The sequence below is a fragment of the Micromonospora sp. C41 genome (genome assembly GCF_018070485.1).
Taxonomy (GTDB): Bacteria; Actinomycetota; Actinomycetes; order Mycobacteriales; family Micromonosporaceae; genus Micromonospora; species Micromonospora chalcea.
On sequence record NZ_JAGPXP010000023.1, the window covers coordinates 36,523 to 61,712 of the forward strand.

Below are 25,190 nucleotides of genomic sequence, written 5' to 3' on the forward strand. Positions count from 1 at the left end.
GTAGAGGAAGGGGCCCCTCTTAACACCCGCAGGTCAGGCGCCGGCCAGCGTGACGATCGCCTCGCCCAGTTCGGTGGGGGACTGGAACTCCTCGGCCGGCAGGGACCGCAGCGCCTGCAGCGCCTCGGTGCTGGCACCGTTCTCCTGGCCCCAGCGGACCAGGTCCTCCCGGGAGACCGGGTAGTCCAGCCCGGCCAGGAACTCCTGCAACTGCGCGCCGGTGACGGTCATGCCGCCCGGCTACCCAATGAGCCCGGTGCCATGCCCCCAGCCGGGCCCGCGTCCGCCGCTACGCCCGCCCCGCCGACCCGGGCCGCAGCCGCCGCCGTACGCCCGCCGCCCGACTCGACGGCGGCGGTTTGCCCCGGCGGGCCCCGGGTAGCCGCGGACATGCTGGTTCAGCGGCTCGGCGCGCCGAGCGACTTCGACCCGCTGCTGGAGCGCGTCCGGGACGCCCGCGTGGTGATGATCGGCGAGGCGACGCACGGCAGCTACGACTACTACCGGCTGCGGGAGCAGTTGACCCGGCGCCTCATCGCCGAGCAGGGGTTCGACTTCGTGGCGGTGGAGGGGGACTGGCCGGACTGCGACAGGGTGCACCGGTCGGTGGTCGGCGCGCCGGACGGGCTCGCCGATCCGCTGGTCGCGCTGGAACGGTTCGAACGCTGGCCCACCTGGATGTGGGCGAACGCCGAGGTGGCCCGCTTCTGCCGCTGGCTGCGGGCGTGGAACCTGGAACGCCCGGAGGGGGAACGGGCCGGCTTCCACGGGCTGGACGTGTATTCCCTCTGGGAGTCGATGCAGGCCATCTTCGACTACCTGGGCGAGGAGGACCCGGCCTCGCTGGAGGCGGCGCAGGAGGCGTACCGCTGCTTCGAGCCGTACGGCAAGCGGCCCGAGGAGTACGCGATGGCCAGCCGGTTCGTCTCCGCCCGGTGCGAGGAGGAGGTGGTCCGGCTGCTGGCGCGTACCCGGGAACAGGCCGCCGCGGACGGCCCGGACCGCTTCTCGGCCTGGCAGAACGCGGAGGTGGTGGCCGGCGCGGAGCGGTACTACCGGGCCATGGTCGGCGGCGGCCCCGAGTCGTGGAACGTGCGCGACATCCACATGGCCGACACGCTCGACCGGCTGCTCGACCGGTACGGGCCGGGCTCGCGGGGAATCGTGTGGGCGCACAACACGCACGTCGGCGACGCCCGGGCCACCGACATGGCGGCGGACGGGATGGTCAACATCGGGCAGTTGGGCCGGGAACGGCACGGCCGGGACACGGTGGCGCTGATCGGCTTCGGGAGCTGGCGCGGCAGCGTGATAGCCGCTCCGCGCTGGGGTTCCCCGGCCGAGGCGATGGTGGTGCCGCCGGCCCGGAAGGGCTCGGTGGAGCACCGGCTGCACGAGCTGATGCCGGACCGGGCGGTGCTGGTCTTCGGCGGCGACGACCAGCCGGAGTGGGTGACCGGCGAGGCGGACCACCGGGCCATCGGGGTGGTGTACGACCCGAGCTTCGAGTCCTGGGGCAACTACGTGCCGACCCGGCTGGGCGAGCGCTACGACGCGTTCATCTGGTGCGACGAGACCACGGCGCTGCACCCGCTGCCGGCGCACGTCACGCCCGGCGAGATGGAGACGTACCCGGCCGGGGTGTGACCGGGTGGGGCCCGTCGGACCCCACCCGGTACGGCTCACACCTGGGCGTGCTGCTTCTCGGCGAGGTGGGCGCGCAGGCCCTCACCCTCGACGTCCACGTTGGGCAGGATCTTGTTCAGCCAGCGCGGCAGCCACCAGGCGGCGTTGTTCAGCAGCGACATGACCGCCGGCACGATGGTCATCCGGACCACGAACGCGTCGATGGCAACACCGATCGCGAGCGCGAAGCCCATCGACTTGATGATCGGGTCCTCCAGGAAGACGAAGCCGCCGAACACCGAGATCATGATGAGCGCCGCGGCGGTGACCACCCGGGCGCCGTGCCCCATGCCGTTGATGGTGGCCTGCTGCGCGGTGTCGCCGTGCACGAAGTCCTCGCGCATCCGGGAGACCAGGAAGACCTCGTAGTCCATGGCCAGGCCGAACAGGATGCCGATGAGCAGGATGGGCAGGAAGCTGACCAGCGGGGCCGGGGTGTCCAGGCCGACCAGGTCGGCCAGGTGGCCCTGCTGGAACACCGCCACGGTGATGCCGAACGTGGCCGCCACGGTGAGCAGGAAGCCCAGCGCCGCCTTGACCGGCACCAGGATCGACCGGAACACCAGCATCAGCAGCAGGATCGACAGGCCCACCACCAGCAGCAGGTAGACCGGCAGCGCGTCGGAGAGCTTCTCGGACACGTCGATGCCGACCGCGGTGACGCCGGTGAGCAGCACGTCGGCGTTCTGGATGCCGGCGACCTGCTTGCGGATGTCCTGCACCACCGTCTCGGTGGCCTCGTCGGTCGGCCCGCTCTCCGGGATCACGCCGAGCAGCGCGGTACGCCCCGACGGGTCGACCTGCGGCGGGGCCACCGCGAGCACCCCGTCGGTCTTCTGGATCAGCGCGGTGACCTGCGGGATGGCGGCCTGGGTCGCCTGCGGCGAGTCGGCGGTCACCACGACCGCGAGCCGGCCGGTGAAGCCGGGGCCGAAGCCCTCCCGGATCAGGTCGCTGCTGACCCGGGCCGGGGTGCCCTCGGCGGCGGCGGAGGCGTCCGGCAGCGCCAGGCGCATGTCCTGGGCCGGGATCGCGAGCAGGCCGAGGCCGAGCAGCCCGACCAGGATCACCGGGATGCGCAGCTTGGTGACCCAGTTCGCCCAGCGGAAGCCGAAGCCGGTGCGGTCCTCCGAGCCGGTGGCCGGGTCCTCGACCGCCTTGCGGTCACGCAGCTTGCGCGGCAGCACCTTGTGGCCGGCGAAGCCGAGCAGCGCCGGGGCCAGCGTGATCGCCACCAGCACGGCGATCGTGACGGTGCCGGCCGCGGCCAGGCCCATCACGGTGAGGAACGGGATGCCCACCACGGCCAGGCCGGCGAGCGCCACCACCACCGTGGCGCCGGCGAAGACCACAGCCGAGCCGGCGGTGCCGACCGCGCGGCCGACCGCCTCCTCCGGGGAGAGCCCGTCGAGGAGGTTCTGCCGGTGCCGGGAGGTGATGAACAGCGAGTAGTCGATGCCGACCGCGAGGCCGAGCATCAGCGCCAGGATCGGCGCGGTGCTGGTCAGCTCGACCGCGCCGCTGAGCGCGAACAGACCGGCCATGCCGACGCCGACGCCGATCAGCGCGTTCAGCATGGTCATCCCGGCCGCCACGAGCGAGCCGAACGTGATCACCAGGACGATCGCCGCGACCAGCACGCCGATGGCCTCGGTCGAGCCGACCTCCGGCTCGGCGTTCAGCACCTCGCCGCCGGGGGCGATCTGCCAGCCCTGCGCCTCGGCCTGCTCGCCGACCTTCTCGTACGCGTCGCGCTGCTCGTCGGTGATCTCGTCGACCCCGCCGGCGAACTGCACCTGGATCAGCGCGTAGCGGCCGTCCGGGGTGAGCGCCTGCGCCTGGTACGGGTCGACCGCGCCGACCACGCCGGGCAGCGTGGCCGCCTCCTGCGTGACCTGCTTGACCAACCCCTGGCCGGCGGGCGTGGTGAGCGCGCCGTCCTGTGGCGCCTTGATCGCGATCGTGCCGGTGGCGCCGCTGGCCGCCGGGAAGCGGTCGGCGAGCAGGTCGATCGCCTTCTGCGACTCGGTGCCGGGCATGGTGAAGTTGCTCGCCGTCGGGCCCCGCAGCGTGGCCGCGGCCAGGCCGAGGCCGACGAGTACGACGAGCCAGATGACGGCGACGAGTCGCCGTCGGCGCAGAGATGCCCGGCCGAGCCGGTACAGCAGGGTCGCCATGGACCTTCCTTGTCCTCGCAGGTTCGGATCAGATGGAGACTTCGAGCGCGCGGTACGCCACGGCGAGCAGCGCGGGTCGCAGCTGTTCGTCGGGGATGTCCAGGAACTCGCCGCAGGTCTCGGCGATGCCGGCGAGCACGACGAGCGCCGCGACCCGGGCCTCGGGCCGGTCGGAGAAGCCGGCGAACGCCGCGACCAGCCGTTCGGAGATCTGCTGGATGTGCATGAACGTGGGCTGCTGGAGCAGGTCGGAGAACTCGCCGCGGAGCAGCGCGATCTCGCGGCGGAAGCGGACCGCCAGGTCGACGAAGCCCTCCGCCGCGACGCGCTGGGCGTCCGCGCCGGTGTGCTCGGCGATCCGGGTGTCGAGTTCCTCCAGCACCGCGATGGCCGGCGCCATCAGCTCGCCGAGCAGCGCGTCCTTGCTGGCGAAGTGGTAGAGCACTGTGGCTTTGGAGCAGCCGACCTCACGGGCGATGTCCTGGAGTGAGGTGCCCTTGTAGCCGGTGACGGCGAACCGCCGAGCCGCCGCGGTGAGCAACTCGTCGTGGGTGGCCGGGGTGGGGCGCGCCATGACATCAAGCATGCCTGACCGATCGGTCAGGTGCTGACCGATCGGTCAGATAGAGCGCGTGGTGTTCGCCACATAAGGGCGATTTCAGTTGTTCAGGCCGGTGGGTGGCCGTGCCTACGGTCGTACTCGGCCCGGGCCGCGCTGATCGCCTCGCGGTGCCGTTCGGCCCAGCTGGTCAGCGCCACCAGCGAGTCGTACAGCTCGCGGGCCATCGGGGTGGCCGTGTACTCGACCTTCGGCGGCACGCAGGGGTGAACGTGCCGGTCCAGCAGCCCGTCCCGCTCCAGGTTGCGCAGCGTCAGCGTGAGCATCCGGCGGCTGATCCCCTCCACCCGGCGCTCCAGCTCGGTGAAGCGGACCGGGCCGGCCGAGGCGGCGATCAGGATGCCGATGGCCCACTTCCCGCCCACCCGGTCCAGCGCCTCCCGCACGGTGCAGGCGCTCGCCTGCTCCGCCGCGCCCGATCCGCACCGGTCCGCCTCTGCCTCGCCCACGCCCCGATCGTCGCAGGTGCCGGCCGGTGAGGCGCGCGCCGGGCACCGTGTCGGGGTTGCCGAGCCGGGCCCGGCCCGGGATGGTGGTCCGATGGGCGCCGCCGACGAGACCCGGGCCGGAGTGTCGCTGACCAACCTCGACCAGCCGCTGTTCGACGGCGCCGGGGCGACCAAACGCGACCTGGTCGACTACCTCGACGCGATGGCTGACCGGATCCTGCCGGAACTGCGGGACCGGCCGCTGTCGGTGCTGCGGGTGCGGCCCGGCCAGGAGCCGTTCATGCAGAAGAACCTGCCGAAGTACACGCCCGACTGGGTGCGCCGTACCGAGGTGTGGGCCGAGGCGTCGCGCCGGCGCATCTCGTACGCCCTCTGCGACGACCGGCAGACGCTGCTCTGGTTCGCCAACCAGCGGGCCGTCGAATACCACCCGACGCTCGGCCGGGCCGCGCAGCCCGAGCACCCGACCCACCTGGTGCTCGACCTCGACCCGCCGGAGGGCGACTCGTTCCCGGCCGCCGTGCGGGTCGCGCTGCTGGTCCGGCAGGCGCTCGCCGACGCCGGGCTGGCCGGCGCGGTGAAGACGAGCGGCGCGAAAGGGCTGCACGTGATCGTGCCGGTCGACCCGGCCACCACGGCGGAGGAGGCCGCCGCCGCGACCCGGGCGCTCGCCGTCCGTACCGAACGGCTCGACCCGGCGGCCGCGACCACCGCGTTCATCGTCGCCGACCGCCGCGGCCGCGTCTTCGTCGACTCCACCCGGGCGTACGGGGCGACTGTGGTGGCCGCCTACAGTCCCCGGATCCGGCCCGGCGCCCCCGTGTCGTACCCGGTGGGCTGGACCGACCTGGAGAGCGCGAGCCCAGCCGACTTCACCGTGCGGACCGTGCCCGCGCTACTGGGCGACCGGGATCCCTGGGCGGAGGCGCTGCCCGCGCCGCAGCGGCTGCCGGCGGACCTGGTCGAGCAGGGACGGACCATCCCGGTGGCCCGGGTGCAGGCGATGCACGAGGGCAAGCGGCGCGCCAAGGCCCGCCGCGAGGCCGGGTGAGCCCGGTCCGCGTCAGCGCCGCCCGGTCCTCGCCGCCGGCGGGTGCTTGCCCCAGGTGAACGCGATCAGCACCACGGCCAGGGCCCAGGTGACGATCATCGTCCAGATCGGGTGGGTCTCGGTGGCCGGGCGGCGGGCTCGCCCGCGTCCACCTCCCGCAGGATCCGCGCGGCGCGGGGCAGGTCGCCGCAGGCGGTTGCGCGGCCGCGTTCGCCAGGGCCAGCCGGATGGCGCCGCCGGGGGAGGGGCTGCGTTCGTGCGCCCGCTGAGCCGCCGCCACCAGCTCGGCGGCGTCGGGGTGCCCGAACCGGGCCGCCAGCGACGCCAGCATGGTGAGCGTCCAGCTCCGCCCCGCGACGTCCAGCTCCTGGTTCAGCGCCCGCCCGAGGTACGTCAGGGACAGCGAGGGACGCTGGGTCGCGTAGTAGGCGCCGAGCCGCCCGAGCAGCATCGCCCGCTGGCGTGGCCCGTACCGGTCGGCGGCGACCTCCCGGTGCAGCATCCGCAGCGTCTCGTCCACCCGGCCCGCCAGGTAGAGGTTGTCGGCGACGTCGACCAGCCAGGCCAGGCGCGCCTCCGCCGCCCCGGGCGCGGGGGCGGCCAGCAGCAGATCAGCGGCCAGGCTGGGACCGACCGCCGGGTCGACCGCCAGCCGCGCGGCCAGCGCCGAGGCGGACCGGCTCACCGCCGGCAGGACCCGCAGCAGCTGCCGGGCCGCCTGGGCCGGGCGCCCGGCGTCGGCGAGCACCTCGGCCGCCGCCTCGCGCAGCGCCTGCCGCACCGAGGGCGGGGTGTCCCGCAGTACGTCGTCGCGCAACGCGATGGAAGACAGCCGCAGCCCGGCGGCGGTGTCGACGAGGAACCCGCGCGCGATCAGCTCCTCCACCGTCGCGTCGATCCGCTCGTCCGACGTGGTGCCGGTGTGCGCGGCCACCGCTTCGAGGAACCACAGCCCGCAAGGGGCGTCCGCGACGGCGACGGCGCGCATCACCGATCGGTGCGCGGTGGTCAGCGAGGAGGGTACGCCCGTGTGCATCTTGGGGCGGTTGGTCAACGGAGTCTCGGGCAACTGGCTCACCTTCGCAGGTGCTGGGGTTCGACCCGTTCACCGCGAGGTTAGCCAGCCGTGACCTGCCCATCCCCGAATTCGGGGACACTGCTGCGCACGCCGGGGACACGACGAAGGCCCCTGACCGGGCTGGTCAAGGGCCTTGCGATGACTGCTCTGGTGCCCCCGGCAGGATTCGAACCTGCGCTCCCGCCTCCGGAGGGCGGTGCTCTATCCCCTGAGCTACGGGGGCTCAGCGACCCGAGAAGAGTAGCAAACCCCCTCCCGGATCACCGAATCGGTACCCCGCGAGTCGATCTTCGTCGGATCAGGCGGCGGCGACGGCGCGACCACAGCTCGGCAGCGGATGCAGCACGACGCGCCGGGGCAGCCGACGGGGCCATTCGTTGCGCGGCCACGAGCCGTCCACGATCAGGTGCACCGTGCGCTCCTCGGCGCCGCTGAGCCGCAGCACGAAGTCCCGGGGCAGCGGAGGATCCACCGACGGCGTGGTGACCATGAACCGCACCCGTCCCCGCGACGAGACCGCCGAGACCACGTCGGCGGCGGGCATGGTGCCGCGCAGGCGTACCCGGCCGATCCAGTAGACCTCGGCGGCGTGCTCCTGGGCCGCCCGCGTGATCGTCGGGTACTCGCTGCGTACCCACCGCTCGACCGCGCTGACGCACAGGCCGCAGGCCCGCTCGCGCGGCTCGCGCGGCCCCAGACCCCAGGCCCGCAGGTACGCCCCGACGGTGCCGGCGTCCATCGCCAGCCCGAACCGGCGCTCGATGAGGGCGGTCAGGCTCTGCCGTGTCCAGAGCTCCTCGTCGAGGCCGAACTCGTCGGGGTGGACCCCCCGGAGCACGTCGATGAGTTCGAGTTCCTGTTCGCGGCTGAGCGTTCCCGGCTCGCCCTGCCGCAGTCCGCGACGGACGGCTGCCACCGCTCCGTCACCGCCGATGGTGTGGCGTCGGCACCAGCTGGTCACCGACCGCCCTGCGTCTCTGAGTGCAACCCCCACGTCTTGGGCAACGAGCCCGAATCGCAACTGGTCACGATATGTGGGTAGAAAACTCTCCAACCCCCACAATGACCCGTTAACCCCAAACCGTTACAAACCCCCAAACCGGGACATCTCACCCCCGGCCCCAACCTTCGACGTGGCCTCTCCGTCCCACCTCGACCGGCCCGCCTGCCTCAAACACATCACCCCGGGCCACGAGCCCACCCTTGATCGACTCCATCTCGCCGAAGTGGCTGCATCACACCCACCCTGATCTCGCCACCTCCCCGAACTGGTGTCGATCAAGAGCGGGGATGCCGCCACTTCCCCGAGCTGGTGTCGATCAAGCTCCGAACCGGAAGCGCGGGTACGCGAGGCGGGTGGGATGCCCCTGTCGGGCCGGCCCTCGGCCACCAGCCGACCCTCGGCACGGCCACCCCGTCCCACCCCGTCCTACCTCGACCGGCCAGCCTGCCCGAGCACATCACCCTGCTCTTGATCCACTCCACCTCGCCGAAGTGGTTGCATCCCACCCACCTTGACCCCGCCACCTCCCCGAACTGGTGTCGATCAAGGGCGGGGATAACGCCACCTCCCCGAGCTGGAGTGGATCAAGAGCGGGGAGGCGGCCGCTTCCCCGAACTGGTGTCGATCAAGCTCCGAACCGGAAGCGCGGACGCGCGAGGGGCGGGCGAGGATGCCCTGTCGGGCCGACCCGGGCCGTCCTCGCCCATCCTCCCGCGATCTTGCACTTGCGGCCCTCGCGTAACGGGGCGAATCAGACATGGCCGGGGCAGTAACTGCAAGATCGCCGGGGCGGGCGGGCGGGCTCGCGGGCGGGGACGGGGGAGGCCCGGTGCCCCTGGGAAGGGGGACCGGGCCTCGGGGGTCTTGCGGGGTGGCGGGTGGTGTTACGGGGTGCCGCCCAGGCGCTTCAGCGCCGCGCTCAGGTTGGTCAGGTCGTTCTGCTGCGTGTTCTTCATGACCTGCGCGACCGCCAGCACGTCGTCGTCACGCCCCTGCTCGAGGATGCCGTCGATCATGTGCACGCCGCCGATGTGGTGGCGGATCATCATCTGCAGGAAGAGCACGTCGAACTCGCGGCCGCTCGCGGCGCGCAGCTTCGCCATCTCCTCCGGCGTGGCCATGCCCGGCATCAGGCCGTCCTTGATCAGCCCGCCGCCGTCCTTCATCCACGCCATCGGCGCCTGCCCGCCGGTCGGGTCCAGCTTCCAGGACCGCAGCCAGGTCTGCATGGTGCCGATCTCGCCCTGCTGGCCGGTGGCGATGTCCACGCCGACCTGGCGTACCTCAGGGTCCTGCCCCTGGTTGAACGCGAGCAGCCCCATGGCCACGGCCTGGTTGTGGTGGGCGGTCATGTCCCGGGCGAACCCGGCCTCCGCCGAGTTCTCACCCGGCCGGGTGAGCGTGGGGGTGAGCAGACCGCCGGCGTACCCGAGGAGCAGCCCGACCACGAGGGCGGCGACCACCGCCGGCAGGCCGTAGCGGCGCATCGCGCCCCGGCCGCCCTGGTCGGCGGCCGGAGCCTCGTCCAGCTCGCTGTCGGTGGTCACCGGAGCGGTCATCGCGGCGTCGTCCTTACTGGGTGGGCTGCTGGGGCATGGTGTTCTGCAGGTTGTCGCGCGGAGCGGTGCCGGTGGCCGTGACGCCCTGGTCGCAGAGCGCGTTCGGGCCCTCGATGGAGGCGTTCACCCGCAGCGTCTTGATGAAGTCGTCGATGCGGCCGTCGTCGGCGTTGTCGACCTTGAGCTGGTAGCCCCAGGCCTGCAGCGAGATCGGCTTGTCCAGCCCCTCGAACGGGCTGAGCATCAGCTTCTCCTTGCCCTGCACCTTGCTCTTGAGCTTCTCCACCTGGTCGGCGGGCAGGTCCGGGCGGTAGGTGATCCAGACCGTGCCGTGCTCCAGGCTGTGCACCGCGTGCTCGTTGGCGATCGGGGCGTCGTAGACGTCACCCATGCAGTTCTGCCAGGCCTGGTTGTGCGGGCCGCCGACCGGCGGGAGGACGTCGTACTTGATCGCGCCGGGCTGGTGGTTGCCGCCCTTGACCAGGTCCTTGTCCTTCTCGCGGTAGTCGACGATGCCGTTGATCGCCTGGGCCCGCTTCTCCCACGGCTGGCCGCCCTGGTAGACCGCCCAGGCGCCGACGCCGATGATGCCCACGGCCAGCACGCCGACCGCGACGAACAGGGCGATCGGGCCCCACGAGCGACCCTGGCTCACCTTCACCGGGGCGATCGGCTTGCGGCCCTTGCCGCCGGCACCGGGCCGTGGCGTGCCCTTGCCGCCCCCGGCCTTGCCCGCGCCGGCCTTCGCGGCTGGCTTGTCGGCAGCCGCGGGCCGGCCGGCGGCCGGCTTCTTGCCGGTGCTGACCACGGTGGGACGGCGCTCCGGGCCGCCCGGGGTGCTGATGCTCATCGTGCCTCGTCAGGTCGGTCGGTCAGGGGGGCCGCGGGGCCGGTTCACATGCTGGGTCGCCGCCGCGGTGCCCGAGTCTACCCCCGATAACATGGATCAGTGACTCCCGCAGAACTCGCCGAGGTCGTCCTCGCCGCAGCCCACGCCGTCTTCGACGAGCGCGGGCTGGACCGCGCCGCGCTGCCCGCGCAGACCACCGTCGAGCGACCCCGTAACCCGGATCACGGCGACTACGCCTCGACGCTGGCGCTCCAGCTCAGCAAGAAGGTGGGCGTACCCCCGCGGGAACTGGCGACCGCGCTGGCCGACGAGCTGGCCAAGGCGCCGGGGGTCAAGTCGGTGGAGATCGCCGGGCCGGGCTTCCTGAACGTCCGCCTCGACGCGGCCGCCGCCGGTCAGCTCGCCAAGCTCATCGTCGAGGCCGGCCCGGCGTACGGGAGCAGCGACACCCTCGCCGGGCAGCGGATCAACCTGGAGTTCGTCTCGGCGAACCCGACCGGCCCGGTGCACATCGGCGGGGTCCGCTGGGCGGCCGTCGGTGACGCGCTCAGCCGACTGCTGCGCGCCACCGGCGCCGAGGTCGGCACGGAGTACTACTTCAACGACGCCGGCTCCCAGATCGACCGGTTCGCCCGCTCGCTGCTGGCCGCCGCGCAGGGCCAGCCCGCGCCGGAGGACGGCTACGGCGGCGCGTACATCGCGGAGATCGCCGCCGAGGTGGTCCGCCGCCGGCCGGACGTGCTCGACCTCACCCCGGACGCCGCCGAGGAGGTCTTCCGGACCGAGGGCGTCCAGCTCATGTTCGCCGAGATCAAGTCCTCGCTGCGCGACTTCGGTGTGGAGTTCGACACCTACTTCAACGAGAAGGACCTGCACGACCAGGGCGCGCTGGACGCGGCGCTGGCCCGGCTGCGGGAGCAGGGGCACGTCTTCGAGTCCGAGGGCGCGACCTGGCTGCGCACCACCGAGTTCGGCGACGACAAGGACCGGGTGCTGCGCAAGTCCAACGGCGAGTGGACGTACTTCGCCGCCGACTGCGCCTACTACCTGAACAAGCGGGAGCGCGGCTTCGACCGGGTCGTGATCATGCTGGGCGCCGACCACCACGGCTACATCGGCCGGATGAAGGCGATGTCGGCCTGCTTCGGCGACGACCCGGCGCGCAACCTGGAGATCCTCATCGGCCAGCTGGTCAACCTGGTCCGCGACGGCGCCCCGGTGCGGATGAGCAAGCGGGCCGGCACCGTGGTCACGCTGGAGGACCTGGTCGACGCGATCGGCGTGGACGCGGCCCGGTACGCGCTGGCCCGCTACTCGGCCGACTCGCCCATCGACATCGACGTGGAGCTGTGGACCCGGGCGAAGAACGACAACCCGGTCTACTACGTCCAGTACGTCGCGGCGCGTACCGCCGGGGTGGCCCGCAACGCGGCCGAGATCGGGCTGACCCGGGGTGACGCCGCCGCGTTCCAGCCCGAGCTGCTCGGCCACGACAAGGAGAACGAGCTACTCAAGGCGCTCGCCGAGTTCCCCGCGGTGGTGGCCACCGCCGCCGAGCTGCGGGAGCCGCACCGGGTGGCGCGCTACCTGGAGGAGAGCGTCGCGCAGGCGTACCACCGGTTCTACGACAACTGCCGGATCGCCCCGCAGGGCGACGAGAAGATCACCGACACCCACCGGGCGCGGCTCTGGCTCAATGACGCGACCCGGGTGGTCATCGCCAACGGCCTGCGCCTGCTCGGGGTGTCCGCGCCGGAGCGGATGTAGTCATGCGGGCGCATGAGGCAGGAGCGCTGCACGGCGAGATCGGCAGCCGGGGGCCGGCCTGGCTGCGTACCCCGGTCGACGTCAACGCCCTGGTGCCGCAGCTGTGGCCGCGCAACGTGGTGCGCGGCCCGGCCGGCGCGCTGACCGTCGCGGGCCTGGACGTCCGCGACCTGGCCGCCGAGTACGGCACCCCGGCGTACGTGCTGGACGAGGACGACCTGCGCGAGCGCTGCCGCGAGTTCCGCGCGGCTTTCCCGGACACGGACGTCTACTACGCCGGCAAGGCCTTCCTGTGCCGCGCGGTGGTCCGGATGATCGCCGAGGAGGGCCTGTTCCTCGATGTCTGCACCGGCGGTGAGCTGGCCACCGCGCTGTCGGCCGGGATGCCGGCGGAGCGGATCGGCTTCCACGGCAACAACAAGTCGGTCGCCGAGCTGACCCGGGCGGTCGACGCCGGGGTGGGGCGGATCATCGTCGACTCGTTCACCGAGATCGACCGGCTCTCCGAGCTGGCCCGCGAGCGCGGGGTACGCCCGAAGGTGCTGGTCCGGGTCACCGTCGGCGTGGAGGCACACACCCACGAGTTCATCGCCACCGCGCACGAGGACCAGAAGTTCGGCTTCTCGCTCGCCGGCGGCGCCGCCGCCGCGGCCGCGTTCAAGATCCTCGACGAGGACGTGCTGGAGCTGCGCGGCCTGCACTCGCACATCGGCTCGCAGATCTTCGACGCCAGCGGCTTCGAGGTGTCCGCCCGCCGGGTGCTCGCGCTCCAGTCGCAGATCCGCGACGCCCGCGGCGTGGAGCTGCCCGAGCTGGACCTGGGCGGCGGCTTCGGCATCGCGTACACCACCCAGGACGACCCGGCGTCGCCGCACGACCTGGCGAAGCGCCTGCGCAAGATCGTCGACGGGGAGTGCGCGGCGGAGAACCTCGCCGTGCCGCACCTGTCGGTCGAGCCGGGCCGCGCGATCGTCGGCCCGGCCGTGTTCACGCTCTACCAGGCCGGGACCGTGAAGGACGTGGACGGCCTCCGCACCTACGTGAGCGTGGACGGGGGGATGAGCGACAACATCCGTACCGCGCTCTACGACGCCTCGTACTCGGCCACGATGGCGAACCGCACGTCGACGGCGCAGCCGATGCTCGCCCGCGTGGTGGGAAAGCATTGTGAGTCCGGGGACATCGTGGTGAAGGATGAATTTCTGCCCGCCGACGTGCAGCCCGGAGATCTTGTTGCGGTGCCCGGCACCGGGGCGTACTGCCGGAGCATGGCCAGCAACTACAACCATGTCCCGCGGCCCCCGGTCGTCGCCGTCCGTGACGGTCGGGCGCGGCTGATCGTCCGCCGGGAGACCGAAGACGACCTGCTGGCATTGGATGTGGGATGACCTCACCGGTTCGCTTGGCGCTGCTCGGCTGTGGCACGGTCGGTAGCGACGTGGTCCGACTGCTGCACGAGCAGTCGGCCGACCTCGCCGCCCGGATCGGCGCCCCGCTGGAGATCGCCGGGATCGCCGTACGCCGGCTCGGCCGTGACCGCGGCGACCTGCCGGTCGACCCGGCGCTGTTCACCACCGACGCGCTCGGGCTGATCAAACGCGACGACGTGGACGTGGTGGTCGAGGTGGTCGGCGGCATCGAGCCGGCCCGCGGCTGGCTCGTCGAGGCGCTGCGCGCGGGCAAGAGCGTGGTCACCGCCAACAAGGCGCTGCTCGCCGAGGACGGCGCGACGCTGCACGACGCCGCCGCCGAGGGCGGCGCCGACCTCTACTACGAGGCGAGCGTCGCCGGGGCGATCCCGCTGCTGCGCCCGCTGCGCGAGTCGCTGCACGGCGACCGGATCACCCGGGTCACCGGCATCGTGAACGGCACCACCAACTTCATCCTCTCCGCCATGGACGCCACCGGCGCCGGCTTCGCCGAGGCGCTGGAGGAGGCCACCGAGCTGGGGTACGCCGAGGCGGACCCGACGGCCGACGTGGAGGGCTTCGACGCCGCCGCCAAGGCCGCCATCCTCGCCTCGCTGGCGTTCCACACCCGGGTGACCGCCGCCGACGTGCACCGCGAGGGCATCACCGAGGTGACCGCCGCCGACGTGGCCAGCGCCAAGGCCATGGGCTGCACGATCAAGCTGCTCTGTATCGCCGCCCGGGGCGTCGACCCGGAGGGCCGGGAGACGGTGAACGTCCGGGTGCACCCGGCGATGATCCCGCTGACCCACCCGCTCGCGAGCGTCGGCGACGCGTTCAACGCGGTGTTCGTCGAGGCCGACGCGGCCGGGCAGCTCATGTTCTACGGCCGGGGCGCCGGTGGCGCGCCCACCGCCAGCGCGGTGCTCGGCGACGTGGTGGCGGTGGCCCGCAACCGCCTCGCCGGGGTACGCGCGGCCAGCGAGTCCGCGTACGCCGACCTGTCGGTGCGGCCGATGGGCGAGGCGCTCACCCGCTACCACATCAGCCTCGACGTGGCCGACCGCCCGGGTGTGCTGGCCGGGGTTGCGGGGGTCTTCGCCCGGCACGAGGTGTCCATCGCCACGGTGCGGCAGGGCCCGGCCGGCGGCGACGCGGAACTGGTTATCGTCACCCACGTCGCGCCCGACGCCGCGCTCGCGGCCACCGTCCGTGAGCTGCGCGGACTGGACATCGTCCGCTCGGTGACGAGCGTGCTGCGGGTGGAGGGCGGCGCGTAACCGGCGCGTCCCGCCTGATGGTTAAGGCAGGGTGTGCCGGTGGCCGGCCGGGCAGGCTGGTCCACGCTGTTGGCAGGCCCCGGAGCGGGGCGACAGAGGCGAGGAGCGCGACATGTGGCGGGGACTGATCGAGGCGTACCGGGACCGGCTGCCGGTCACCGACGCGACTCCCGTCGTCACCCTGCACGAGGGCAACACGCCGCTGCTGCCGGCGCCGGTGCTCTCCGCCCGGGTCGGCGCGGACGTCTGGCTCAAGGTCGAAGGGGCCAACCCGACCGGCTCGTTCAAGGACCGGGGCATGACGGTCGCCGTCTCCAAGGCCGTCGAGGCCGGTGACAAGGCGATCATCTGCGCGTCCACCGGCAACACCAGCGCCTCCGCCGCCGCGTACGCGGCCCGCGCCGGGATCACCTGCGCGGTGCTGGTGCCGCAGGGCAAGATCGCGCTGGGCAAGCTGGCCCAGGCGCTCGTGCACGGCGCGAAGCTGCTCCAGGTGCAGGGCAACTTCGACGACTGCCTCGGGCTGGCCGGCAAGCTCGCCCAGGACTACCCGGTCGCGCTGGTCAACTCCGTCAACATCGACCGGCTGCACGGCCAGAAGACCGCGGCCTTCGAGATCGTCGAGGCGCTCGGCGACGCGCCCGACATCCACTGCCTGCCGGTCGGTAACGCCGGCAACATCACCGCGTACTGGATGGGCTACTCCGAGGACCTGCGCGACGGCAAGGCCACGAAGGCCCCCCGGATGTACGGCTTCCAGGCCGCCGGCGCGGCCCCCATCGTCACCGGCCAGGTGGTGCCGGAGCCGTCCACGATCGCCACCGCCATTCGGATCGGCAACCCGGCGAGCTGGACCAAGGCCCTCGACGCGCGGGACGCCTCCGGCGGCCTGATCTCCGCCGTCACCGACCGGGAGATCCTGTCGGCGTACCGGCTGCTGGCCCGCGAGGTGGGCGTCTTCGTGGAGCTGGGCAGCGCGGCCAGCGTCGCCGGTCTGCTCCAGCAGGCCGCCGCCGGCAAGGTGCCGGCCGGGTCGCGGGTGGTCTGCACGGTCACCGGGCACGGTCTGAAGGACCCGGAGTGGGCCATCTCGACCGCGCCCGCGCCGGTGACGATCGCCAACGACGCGCTGGCCGCCGCGCGCTCCCTCGACCTGGTCTGATCCCTCCGTCTCCCGCGTCGTTCCCGGACCGGCCGGCGCCCTCCGCGCTCGACCCATGCCAGTTCGGGGAGGTGGCGGTATCCCCGTCCTTGATCGACTCCAGATCGGGGAAGTGGCGGGGTCGGGGTGGGTGGGATGTAGCCACCTCGGCGAAGTGGAGTCGATCAAGGCGGGCGCGGGCGACCCTCAAGCACGGCGATGTCATCGGCTGGGGCGGATGCCGGGAGTGTCGGGCCGTGCGGCAGACTCAGGGCCCCGCAAACCCCCTCTTCAGGAGTGAGTAACGCCGATGTCGCTGCTCGCCAGATTCAGTCTCGCCAACCGGGGCCTGATCGCCCTCGTCGCGTTGGTGACGACGGCGTTCGGGCTGTTCGCCGTGCCGTCGCTGAAGCAGCAGCTCCTGCCGTCGCTGGAGTTTCCCGCCGCGTTCATCGTGGCGACGTACCCGGGTGCCGCGCCGGAGATCGTCGAAGCCCAGGTCGCCGAGCCGATCGAGAACAGCCTCAAGGGCATCCCGGGCCTGGACACGGTCACCTCGACCTCGCGCGAGGGCTCGGCCACGGTCCAGGTGCAGTACGAGTTCGGCACCGACCTGGACGACGTGGTCAACAAGATGGAGACCGCGCTCAACCGGATCGATGCCCAGTTGCCCGAGGGCGTCGACCCGCAGGTGATCGCCGGCAGCACCGACGACCTGCCCGCCGTGGTGGTCGCCGCGACCGGTGACGGCGACGAGCGGGCGCTGGCCGAGAAGCTGCGTACCGCCGTCGTGCCGGAGCTGGAGGCGCTGGACGGCGTCCGGTCGGTGGACGTCACCGGCGCCCGGGACCAGATCGTGACGATCACGCCGGACCCGGCGAAGCTCGCCGCCGCCCGGGTGGCGCCGACCGCCATCGCGTCGGCGCTCAAGAGCAACGGTGTGGCGGTGCCGGCGGGCGCGCTCGCCGACGGCGACCGGTCGCTGCCGGTGCAGGTGGGCACGCCGATCCGGACGCTCGACGACCTGCGCGGCATCGTGCTCACCACGGCGCCCGCCGCCCCGGTACGCCTCGGCGACGTCGCAGCGGTGGAGCAGCAGCTCGCCCCGGCGACCTCGTTGACCCGTACCAACGGCAAGCCCAGCCTGGGCATCGCGGTGACGGCCGCTCCGGACGGCAACGCGGTGGAGATCTCGCACGAGATCCGGGACCGGCTGGACGAGCTGGGTGACGCCGCGGGCGCCGAGCTGACAGTGGTCTTCGACCAGGCCCCGTTCGTCGAGAAGTCCATCGAGAGCCTGACCACCGAGGGCCTGCTGGGCCTGGTCATGGCGGTCGTGGTGATCCTGGTGTTCCTGCTGTCGGTGCGTTCCACGGTGGTCACCGCGGTGTCCATCCCGCTGTCGGTGCTGGTCGCGCTGATCGTGCTCTGGTCCGGCGACTACTCGCTCAACCTGCTCACCCTGGGCGCGCTGACCATCGCGGTGGGCCGGGTGGTGGACGACTCCATCGTGGTGCTGGAGAACATCAAACGGCACCTGGAGTACGGCGAGCCGAAGCGGGACGCGATTCTCACCGCGGTCCGCGAGGTGGCCGGCGCGGTGACCGCGTCCACGCTCACCACTGTCGCCGTGTTCGCGCCGATCGCCCTGGTGGGCGGCTTCGTCGGGCAGCTCTTCGCCCCGTTCGCGATCACCGTGACGGTGGCGCTGCTCGCCTCGCTGCTGGTGTCGCTCACTGTCATCCCGGTGCTGGCGTACTGGTTCCTGCGGCCGCGCGGCGGCGCCGACGACGCCGCGGCCCGGCGGGAGGCCGAGGAGAAGGAGCTGCGCAACCCGCTGCAGCGGGCGTACCTGCCGGTGATCGACTTCGCCACCCGCTCCCGGAAGACCCGGTGGGCGACCGTCGGCCTGGGCCTGCTGGTGCTCCTGGGCACGTTCGGGCTGGCACAGAAGCTGGAGACGAACTTCCTGGACGACTCGGGCCAGGACACGCTCGCCATCCGGCAGGAGATGCCGGCCGGCACCTCGCTCGCCGGCACCGACCGGGCCGCCGCGCGGATCGAGGAGGTGCTGCGGCGTACCCCCGGGGTGGAGACCTACCAGGTCAGCGCCGGTGGTGGCGACAACCCGTTCGCCGGCGGCGGCAGCGACCGGGCCACCTGGTCGCTGTCGCTCTCCGACGACACCGACGCCGCGACGGTACGCCAGGGTCTGCGCAAGGAGTTCGACGCGCTCGGCCCGGAGGTGGGCGAGCTGACGTTCGGCGGCGGGCAGAACGCCTCGGCCAACCAGGTCGAGGTGGTGGTGCAGGCCGCCGACCAGGAGACGCTGACCCGGGCGGCCGAGGCGGTACGTGCCGCGATGGCCGACACGCCGGGCGTGGAGGACGTCACCAGCAGCCTGGCCACGCGGGTGCCCCGCGTCGAGGTGACTGTGGACCGGGTCGCCGCGGCCCGCGCCGGGCTCACCGAGGCGGCCGTCGGGCAGCTCGTCGCGCAGGTGTACCGGGGTGCGCCGCTGGGCCAGGTCACGCTCGACGGCACGGCTCAGACCGTGGTCCTGAGCAGCGGCGCCCGGCCGCCGCTGACCGTGGCGGAGCTGCGGGCGCTGCCGGTCGGCGCGGTGCCGCTGGACGCGATCGCGGACGTCAACCAGGTCGAGGGCCCGCAGCAGGTGACCCGGATCGACGGCGAGCGCAGCGTCTCGGTCACCGGCACGGCGACCGGCTCGAACCTCGGCGCCACCACGCAGGAGCTGCAGAAGCGGCTGGACGCGCTGGACGTGCCGGGCGCCACGTACGAGATCAGCGGCGTCAGCGCCGACCAGGCGGACGCGTTCGCGGACCTCGGGCTCGCGGTGCTGGCCGCCATCGCGATCGTCTTCCTGATCATGGTGGCCACGTTCCGCAGCCTCACCCAGGCGCTGATCCTGCTGATCTCGGTGCCGTTCGCGGCGACCGGGGCGATCGGGCTGCTGCTGGTCACCGGGACGCCGCTGGGCGTGCCGGCGCTGATCGGCGTGCTCATGCTCGTCGGCATCGTGGTGACGAACGCGATCGTGCTGCTGGATCTGATCAACCAGTACCGGGCGCAGGGCATGGATGTGACCGAGGCCGTGGTGGAGGGCGGCCGGCGCCGGCTGCGGCCGATCCTGATGACAGCCGTCGCGACGATCTTCGCGTTGCTGCCGATGGCGCTCGGCCTGACCGGTGAGGGCGGCTTCATCTCCAAGCCGCTGGCGATCGTGGTGATCGGCGGCCTGCTCAGCTCGACGTTGTTGACGCTGGTGCTGGTGCCGACGCTCTACACGATGGTGGAGCACACCAAGGGCTCGTTCCGGGCCCGGCGCCGGGGCGCGGCGGCGCCGGTCGAGCCGGAGCCGGCGGCCGATCCGGTGCCGGTGCCGGTCGGCGGCGGCGAGGAGCGCGTCGAGGAGCGGGCTCGGGTCGCGCCGCCACCGGCCCGCCCGTCGGGCGCGCTGATCGACGGTACGGACCAGTTCGAGGTGCTCCGCCTGCCCAAGAGCCGCCGTTCCCCGCTTCCCCCCACCGAGTGACGGGTCGGGAGGGGCCCGCGCGGCCCCTCCCGACACCTCGACGCACGGGACACACCAGAAGCGCATCCGGCGGTACGCTCGGTGAGCTGATGCCTACTTTCGGTGCGGGGGCGCGATGGGGGTCGCGGGCCAGTGGAATCGACGTACCGTGCTGCGCCGGTCCGCGCTGCTGTTGGGCGGCGCCGCGCTCGGCTCCGCCGCCACCGTGGAGAGCACCTGGGTGGCCGACCGCCGCCTCCCGCTGGCGGGCGGCCCGGCCAGCGCCACGCTCGGCAACCGCCACCAGGACGTCGGTCGCGGCGGGGTCCAGGTCGTCTGGGGCGTACGCACCGACGAACCCCTGGTGGCGCTCACCTTCGACGACGGCCCCCGCCCACAGTGGACCCCGATGGTGCTGGACACGCTGGCCGAGCACCGGGTGCCGGCCACCTTCTTCCTGGTCGGTGAGCGGGCGCGCCGGCACGCCCCGCTGGTCCGGGACCGGATGGACGGCCACGAGGTCGGCAACCACAGCTGGGCGCACCGCGACCTGGCCCGGATGGACGCCGCGACGGTCTACGACGACCTGCGCCGCAGCCACGACGCGATCACCGCGGCCACCGGATCGTCCCCGCGACTGCTCCGCCCGCCCTGGGGACATCTGGGCGGCGCGGTGCTGTACGCCTCGGCCCGGCTGGACTACCGGCTGGTGCTGTGGACGCTGCAGATGGTCGAGAGCGAGTTCCCGCACGACCCGGCCGGGCACGCCCGGCGGATCGTGGCCGACGTGCGCCCCGGCACGATCGTGCTCGGGCACGACGTGGGCGACGACCGGCGGCTGGTCGCGCTCCGCGGCCTGCCCGACATGATCGACGGGTTGCGGGCCCGGGGATACACCTTCGTCACGGTCTCCGACCTGCTGCGCCGAGCTGCCGGTGGGGGAGCGGCCCGATAGGGTGCCCGCGTGTCGCCCACCCTCTCCGTCCTCGTCCGCAACCGCGACTTCCGCCATCTGTTCATCGCCGAGCTGGTCGTGTTCGGCGCGGACTGGTTCGTCATGGTGCCGCTGCTGGTGCTGCTGCCGGAGCTGACCGGCAGCGGGGTGTGGGGCGCGCTGGTGCTGGCCGTGGACACCGGCACCACCGCGTTGCTGCTGCCGTACGCCGGGACCGTGGCCGACCGGTTCGACCGCCGCAAGGTGATGATGGCGGCGAACATCGCGGCCCTGGCCGGTGTCCTGCTGCTGCTCGGTGTGCGCGGCGCCGGCACGGCCTGGCTGGCGCTGGCGGCGATCGCGCTGGTGGCGGTGGCGAAGGCCTTCTACTCGCCGGCCGCCCAGGCCGCGCTGCCCAACGTGGTCGACCCGGCGGACCTGGCGGCGGCGAACGCGGTCGCCGGCTCGGCCTGGGGCACCATGACAGTGGTCGGCGCTTCACTCGGCGGCATCCTGAGCGCCGCGTACGGCCCGTACGCCAGCTTCTGGGTGGCCGCCGCGGGCCTGCTCGCCGCGTTCGGCCTGGCCGCGCTGATCCGCCGGCCCCTGCAGGCGCCGCGCGACCCGGCGGCGGCCGTGCCGCGCACCTGGGCGGCGATCCGGGAGGCGCTGCGCTACATCGTCCAGCGCCCGCGCGTGCTCGCGCTGGTCACCGTGAAGTCGGCAGTCGGCCTGGGCAACGGCGTGCTGACCGTCTTCCCGCTGCTCGCCGGCGTGTACGGCGTCGGCCCGGTCGGCGCGGGCCTGCTCTTCGCCGCCCGGGGCGCCGGGGCCCTGGTCGGTCCGATCCTGATGCGCCGGGTGCTCAGCAACCGGGCCTGGCTGCTGACCGGTCTGGCGCTGTCCATGTCGCTGTACGGCCTGGCCTATCTGGGCGCGTCGGTGGTGTCCTGGTTCCCGCTGGTGCTGGTCCTGGTCTTCCTGGCCCACCTGGGCGGCGGCAGCAACTGGGTGCTGTCCAACTACGCGTTGCAGGGCGAGGTGCCGGACCGGCTGCGCGGCCGGGTCTTCGCCACCGACATGATGCTGGCCACGCTCGCCATCGCGGTGAGTCAGCTGGTTGTGGCGCTCGTGGTGGACCGGGTGGACGAGCGCACCGTGCTGGTCGGTTGCGGCCTGGCCACCGTCGTCTACGCGCTCGGCTGGCGGTTCGCCACCCGGCGGCTCTCGCTCACCGACCCGGTCGACGCGCCCACCCCGGAGCGCACCGGCTGACACGCCGGTCCCACGCTCCGGGCGGTCCGGCCGGGCTGTCGGGGTGACGTCCTAGCATGAGCCGGTGCCGACGACCTTCCTCCCCGGCCCGGTCCGGGTCCGGGTGCCCGCGACCAGCGCCAACCTGGGCCCCGGCTTCGACGCGCTCGGCCTGGCGCTGGGCCGCCACGACGACGTCACGGCCGAGGTGACCGGCGGCGGCGTGCGGGTGGCGGTCACCGGCGAGGGTGCCGGTGAGCTGCCGGCCGACGAGCGGCACCTGATCGTGACCGCCATGCGGGCCACCTTCGACGTGCTCGGCGCGCAGCCGGCCGGCCTGGCGCTGGAGTGCGAGAACCGCATTCCCCAGGCGCGTGGGCTCGGCTCGTCCTCGGCCGCGATCGTGGCCGGGGTGCTGGCGGCCCGCGCCCTGGTTGCAGACGGCGAGCAGCGGATGGACGACGACGCCGCGCTGCGGTTGGCCGCCGAGTTGGAGGGGCATCCGGACAATGTCGCGCCCTGCCTGCTCGGGGGCTTCACGATCGCCTGGACGGAGCCGGGCGGCGCGCGGGCGGTGTCGCTGCCGGTGGCGCCGGCCGTGCGCCCGACCGTCTTCGTACCCGCCGAGCGGGGCCTGACCTCGGTGGCCCGGGCCGCCCTGCCGGCCACCGTGCCGCACGCCGACGCGGCGCTCAACGCGGGCCGGTCGGCCCTGCTGGTGCACGCGCTGACCACCGATCCGGCGCTGCTGCTGCCGGCCACCGTCGACCGGCTGCACCAGGAGCAGCGGGCGCCCGGGATGCCCGCCACCGCGGCGCTCGTCGGCGCGCTGCGTGCGGCTGGTGTGGCGGCTGTGGTCAGTGGGGCGGGGCCGACGGTGCTGGCGCTTTCCCAGGTCCCGGTGGGATTTGAGCCGGGAACAGATTGGCGCCGGTGGGAGTTGCCGATAGATGTCAGCGGTGCCCGGGTCATCCGGGGTAGACTTTGACACGCCGAGCGGGGCCCTGTTGCCGCAGGTCGGAAGAGTTGATTACGCTCTAGACCTAGCACAGCCGCGAAGCATGCGATCTTCCTGCGGTTCGGCGCACCCCCGAAGCTCTCGGCGGTCAGCCCGTCACCCCTGCCCAAGGCCCACGCCGCACCGCAGTTTCCACAGGTCGCCGCAGGCGGCGAGACCTGCTCACCGATGGTGGTGAGTCGGGAAACCACCGGCTGCTGTGTCACAGACTCCCGCGACGCGTCCATGCGAGGCGGGTGCACCGAGGCCGCCCGGCCACCTGGCTCCACGACTCCGGGCAGCTCCGGCCTATCGAGGGAAGGAATCCATTGAGCGACACCACCGACGTGACGTCGGATGTTTCCAACGTCGCTGGCGATGCCACCACCGCCGCCCCCACGCGCCGCCGCCGGAGCGGCACCGGCCTGTCGGCCATGCTGCTGCCGGAGCTCCAGAGCCTGGCCGCGTCGCTCGGCATCTCTGGTACGGCCCGCATGCGCAAGGGCGAGCTGATCAGTGCCATCACCGAGCGGCAGCAGGGCGGCGCCGCCGCCGGAACCCCTCGACCGCGCGCCGAGGTAGCGGCCGCGGCTGCTGCTCCCGCCCGTGAGGAGGTGCACGCGGAGGTCCGTGAGGAGCGGGCCGAGGCGCGCCCCGCCGAGCAGGCGCCCGCCGCCGAGGCGACCGAGGGCCGTACCCGTGGTCGCCGCAGCCGGACTGCGGCCGCGACCACCGAGGCCCGCCCGGCCGAGACGCCGGCGACCGAGGCGCGGCCGGCCGAGACGCCGCGCGCCGAGGAGGCGCCCGCCGAGACCGGCGAGCGGACCGACCGTGCCGAGCGCGGTGAGCGCAACGAGGGCCGGGGCCGTGAGCGCGGCGGCGAGCGTGCCGAGCGTGGCGGCGACCGGGCCGAGCGTGGCGACCGGGCCGAGCGTGGCGACCGGGCCGAGCGCGGCGACCGCAACGACCGGGGCGACCGCAACGACCGGGGTGACCGGGCCGAGCGGGGCGACCGTAACGAGCGTGCCGACCGGGGCGAGCGCGCCGAGCGCAACGACCGGGGCGACCGGAACGACCGGGGCGACCGCAACGACCGTGGTCAGCGCGCCGAGCGGGACAACGACGGCGACGACGACGGCGAGGGCGGCGGCCGGCGGGGCCGGCGCAGCCGGTTCCGGGACCGTCGTCGCGGCCGCGGCGAGCGGGGCGAGGGCGACAGCGGTGGCGGCCGCGAGCCGCAGGTCGGCGAGGACGACGTGCTCGTCCCGGTCGCCGGCATCATCGACGTGCTCGACAACTACGCCTTCGTCCGGACCACCGGCTACCTGGCCGGCCCGAACGACGTGTACGTCTCGATGTCCCAGATCAAGAAGTACGGCCTGCGCCGCGGTGACGCGATCACCGGCGCCGTGCGGGCCGCGCGGGACGGCGAGCAGCGGCGCGACAAGTACAACCCGCTGGTCCGGCTGGACACCATCAACGGGATGGAGCCGGACGAGGCGAAGCGCCGGCCGGAGTTCTACAAGCTCACCCCGCTCTACCCGCAGGAGCGCCTGCGGCTGGAGACCGAGCCGCACATCCTCACCACCCGGGTGATCGACCTGGTCATGCCGATCGGCAAGGGCCAGCGGGCGCTCATCGTGTCGCCGCCGAAGGCCGGCAAGACGATGGTGCTGCAGGCGATCGCGAACGCGATCACCCGCAACAACCCGGAGTGCCACCTGATGGTGGTGCTGGTCGACGAGCGGCCCGAAGAGGTCACCGACATGCAGCGCTCGGTGAAGGGCGAGGTCATCGCGGCCACGTTCGACCGTCCGCCGCAGGACCACACCACGGTGGCGGAGCTGGCGATCGAGCGGGCCAAGCGCCTGGTCGAGCTGGGGCACGACGTGGTCGTGCTGCTCGACTCGGTGACCCGGCTCGGCCGGTCGTACAACCTGGCGGCGCCGGCCAGCGGCCGGATCATGTCGGGTGGTATCGACTCCACCGCGCTCTACCCGCCCAAGCGCTTCCTCGGCGCGGCGCGCAACATCGAGAACGGTGGCTCGCTGACCATTCTCGCCACCGCGCTGGTGGAGACCGGGTCCATGGCGGACACGGTCATCTTCGAGGAGTTCAAGGGCACGGGTAACGCCGAGCTGAAGCTGGACCGGAAGATCGCCGACAAGCGTGTCTTCCCGGCGATCGACATCAACCCCTCCGGCACCCGCAAGGAGGAGGTCCTGCTCGCGCCGGAGGAGCTGGCGATCATCCACAAGCTCCGCAAGGTGCTGCACTCGCTGGACTCGCAGGCGGCGCTCGACCTCCTGCTGGACCGGCTCAAGCAGTCCCGCACCAACATCGAGTTCCTGATGCAGATCGCGAAGTCCACTCCGGGCGAGTGAGCTGACGGATCCGACGA

18 protein-coding genes and 1 tRNA gene are annotated in these 25,190 nt (G+C 73.0%); 11 read left to right on the plus strand and 8 right to left on the minus strand.

Annotated elements, in window-relative coordinates:
- Positions 1-33: 33 nt before the first annotated feature.
- Complete coding sequence (locus KBX43_RS22665; protein ID WP_043328589.1) at positions 34-231, minus strand: DUF2795 domain-containing protein; 198 nt, start codon at positions 229-231, stop codon at positions 34-36.
- Positions 232-390: 159 nt separating this feature from the next.
- Here KBX43_RS22665 and KBX43_RS22670 point away from each other — a divergent pair, with 159 nt between their 5' ends.
- Positions 391-1,647 (plus strand): erythromycin esterase family protein, encoded by a 1,257-nt coding sequence (locus KBX43_RS22670; RefSeq protein WP_064447850.1) that lies wholly within the window; start codon positions 391-393, stop codon positions 1,645-1,647.
- A 35-nt stretch (positions 1,648-1,682) separates the two neighbouring features.
- On the opposite strand, the gene KBX43_RS22675 is transcribed toward KBX43_RS22670, so the two are convergent.
- From KBX43_RS22675 to KBX43_RS22685, 3 genes are all read right to left on the minus strand, one after another.
- Complete coding sequence (locus KBX43_RS22675) at positions 1,683-3,863, minus strand: MMPL family transporter (protein ID WP_043328592.1); 2,181 nt, start codon at positions 3,861-3,863, stop codon at positions 1,683-1,685.
- 28 nt (positions 3,864-3,891) lie between these two features.
- Positions 3,892-4,437, minus strand: a complete 546-nt coding sequence (locus KBX43_RS22680) for a TetR/AcrR family transcriptional regulator (RefSeq protein WP_043328594.1) — start codon at positions 4,435-4,437, stop codon at positions 3,892-3,894.
- 92 nt (positions 4,438-4,529) lie between these two features.
- Entirely contained in the window at positions 4,530-4,931 is a 402-nt protein-coding gene (locus KBX43_RS22685) for a helix-turn-helix domain-containing protein (RefSeq protein ID WP_043328596.1), read from the minus strand.
- A 91-nt stretch (positions 4,932-5,022) separates the two neighbouring features.
- Between KBX43_RS22685 and ligD the strand changes: the two genes are divergently transcribed.
- A complete protein-coding gene (ligD, locus tag KBX43_RS22690; protein WP_166457174.1) occupies positions 5,023-5,982 on the plus strand; it encodes a non-homologous end-joining DNA ligase in 960 nt (319 codons plus the stop codon).
- Positions 5,983-7,208: 1,226 nt separating this feature from the next.
- Here the strand turns inward: ligD and KBX43_RS22700 are convergent.
- The 4 genes from KBX43_RS22700 to KBX43_RS22715 form a co-directional block, all read right to left on the minus strand.
- Positions 7,209-7,283 (minus strand) — tRNA-Arg (locus KBX43_RS22700).
- Between the two features lie 75 nt (positions 7,284-7,358).
- Positions 7,359-8,054 carry a winged helix-turn-helix domain-containing protein gene (locus KBX43_RS22705; RefSeq protein ID WP_064447847.1) on the minus strand — a complete coding sequence of 232 codons (696 nt, stop codon included), beginning with the start codon at positions 8,052-8,054 and terminating at the stop codon, positions 7,359-7,361.
- Between the two features lie 893 nt (positions 8,055-8,947).
- A complete protein-coding gene (locus KBX43_RS22710; protein ID WP_043328618.1) occupies positions 8,948-9,622 on the minus strand; it encodes a DUF305 domain-containing protein in 675 nt (224 codons plus the stop codon).
- A gap of 13 nt (positions 9,623-9,635) precedes the next feature.
- Positions 9,636-10,472, minus strand: coding sequence for a DUF3105 domain-containing protein (locus KBX43_RS22715; RefSeq protein ID WP_043328620.1), 837 nt, complete (start codon positions 10,470-10,472; stop codon positions 9,636-9,638).
- 99 nt (positions 10,473-10,571) lie between these two features.
- Between KBX43_RS22715 and argS the strand changes: the two genes are divergently transcribed.
- The 9 genes from argS (at position 10,572) to rho (ending at position 25,173) form a co-directional block, all read left to right on the plus strand.
- On the plus strand, positions 10,572-12,239 hold the full coding sequence (gene argS / locus KBX43_RS22720) for an arginine--tRNA ligase (RefSeq protein WP_064447846.1): 1,668 nt from the start codon (positions 10,572-10,574) through the stop codon (positions 12,237-12,239).
- 2 nt (positions 12,240-12,241) lie between these two features.
- Positions 12,242-13,627 (plus strand): diaminopimelate decarboxylase, encoded by a 1,386-nt coding sequence (gene lysA / locus KBX43_RS22725; RefSeq protein ID WP_113974605.1) that lies wholly within the window; start codon positions 12,242-12,244, stop codon positions 13,625-13,627.
- The gene (locus KBX43_RS22730; protein WP_043328623.1) at positions 13,624-14,928 is read left to right on the plus strand and encodes a homoserine dehydrogenase; all 1,305 of its coding nucleotides are present in this window, start codon (positions 13,624-13,626) and stop codon (positions 14,926-14,928) included. The genes lysA and KBX43_RS22730 overlap by 4 nt, the downstream gene beginning before the upstream one ends.
- Before the next feature lie 112 nt (positions 14,929-15,040).
- Positions 15,041-16,090, plus strand: a complete 1,050-nt coding sequence (gene thrC, locus KBX43_RS22735; protein ID WP_210887055.1) for a threonine synthase — start codon at positions 15,041-15,043, stop codon at positions 16,088-16,090.
- Between the two features lie 289 nt (positions 16,091-16,379).
- A complete protein-coding gene (locus tag KBX43_RS22740) occupies positions 16,380-19,625 on the plus strand; it encodes an efflux RND transporter permease subunit (protein ID WP_210887058.1) in 3,246 nt (1,081 codons plus the stop codon).
- A gap of 115 nt (positions 19,626-19,740) precedes the next feature.
- Entirely contained in the window at positions 19,741-20,559 is an 819-nt protein-coding gene (locus KBX43_RS22745) for a polysaccharide deacetylase family protein (RefSeq protein ID WP_064447844.1), read from the plus strand.
- Positions 20,560-20,568: 9 nt separating this feature from the next.
- Positions 20,569-21,813, plus strand: a complete 1,245-nt coding sequence (locus KBX43_RS22750) for an MFS transporter (protein WP_043328629.1) — start codon at positions 20,569-20,571, stop codon at positions 21,811-21,813.
- A gap of 64 nt (positions 21,814-21,877) precedes the next feature.
- Positions 21,878-22,780: a homoserine kinase gene (gene thrB / locus KBX43_RS22755; RefSeq protein ID WP_210887061.1), complete on the plus strand. Its 903-nt coding sequence runs from the start codon at positions 21,878-21,880 to the stop codon at positions 22,778-22,780.
- Between the two features lie 338 nt (positions 22,781-23,118).
- Positions 23,119-25,173, plus strand: coding sequence for a transcription termination factor Rho (rho, locus tag KBX43_RS22760; RefSeq protein WP_210887064.1), 2,055 nt, complete (start codon positions 23,119-23,121; stop codon positions 25,171-25,173).
- The last annotated feature ends 17 nt before the right edge of the window (positions 25,174-25,190 follow it).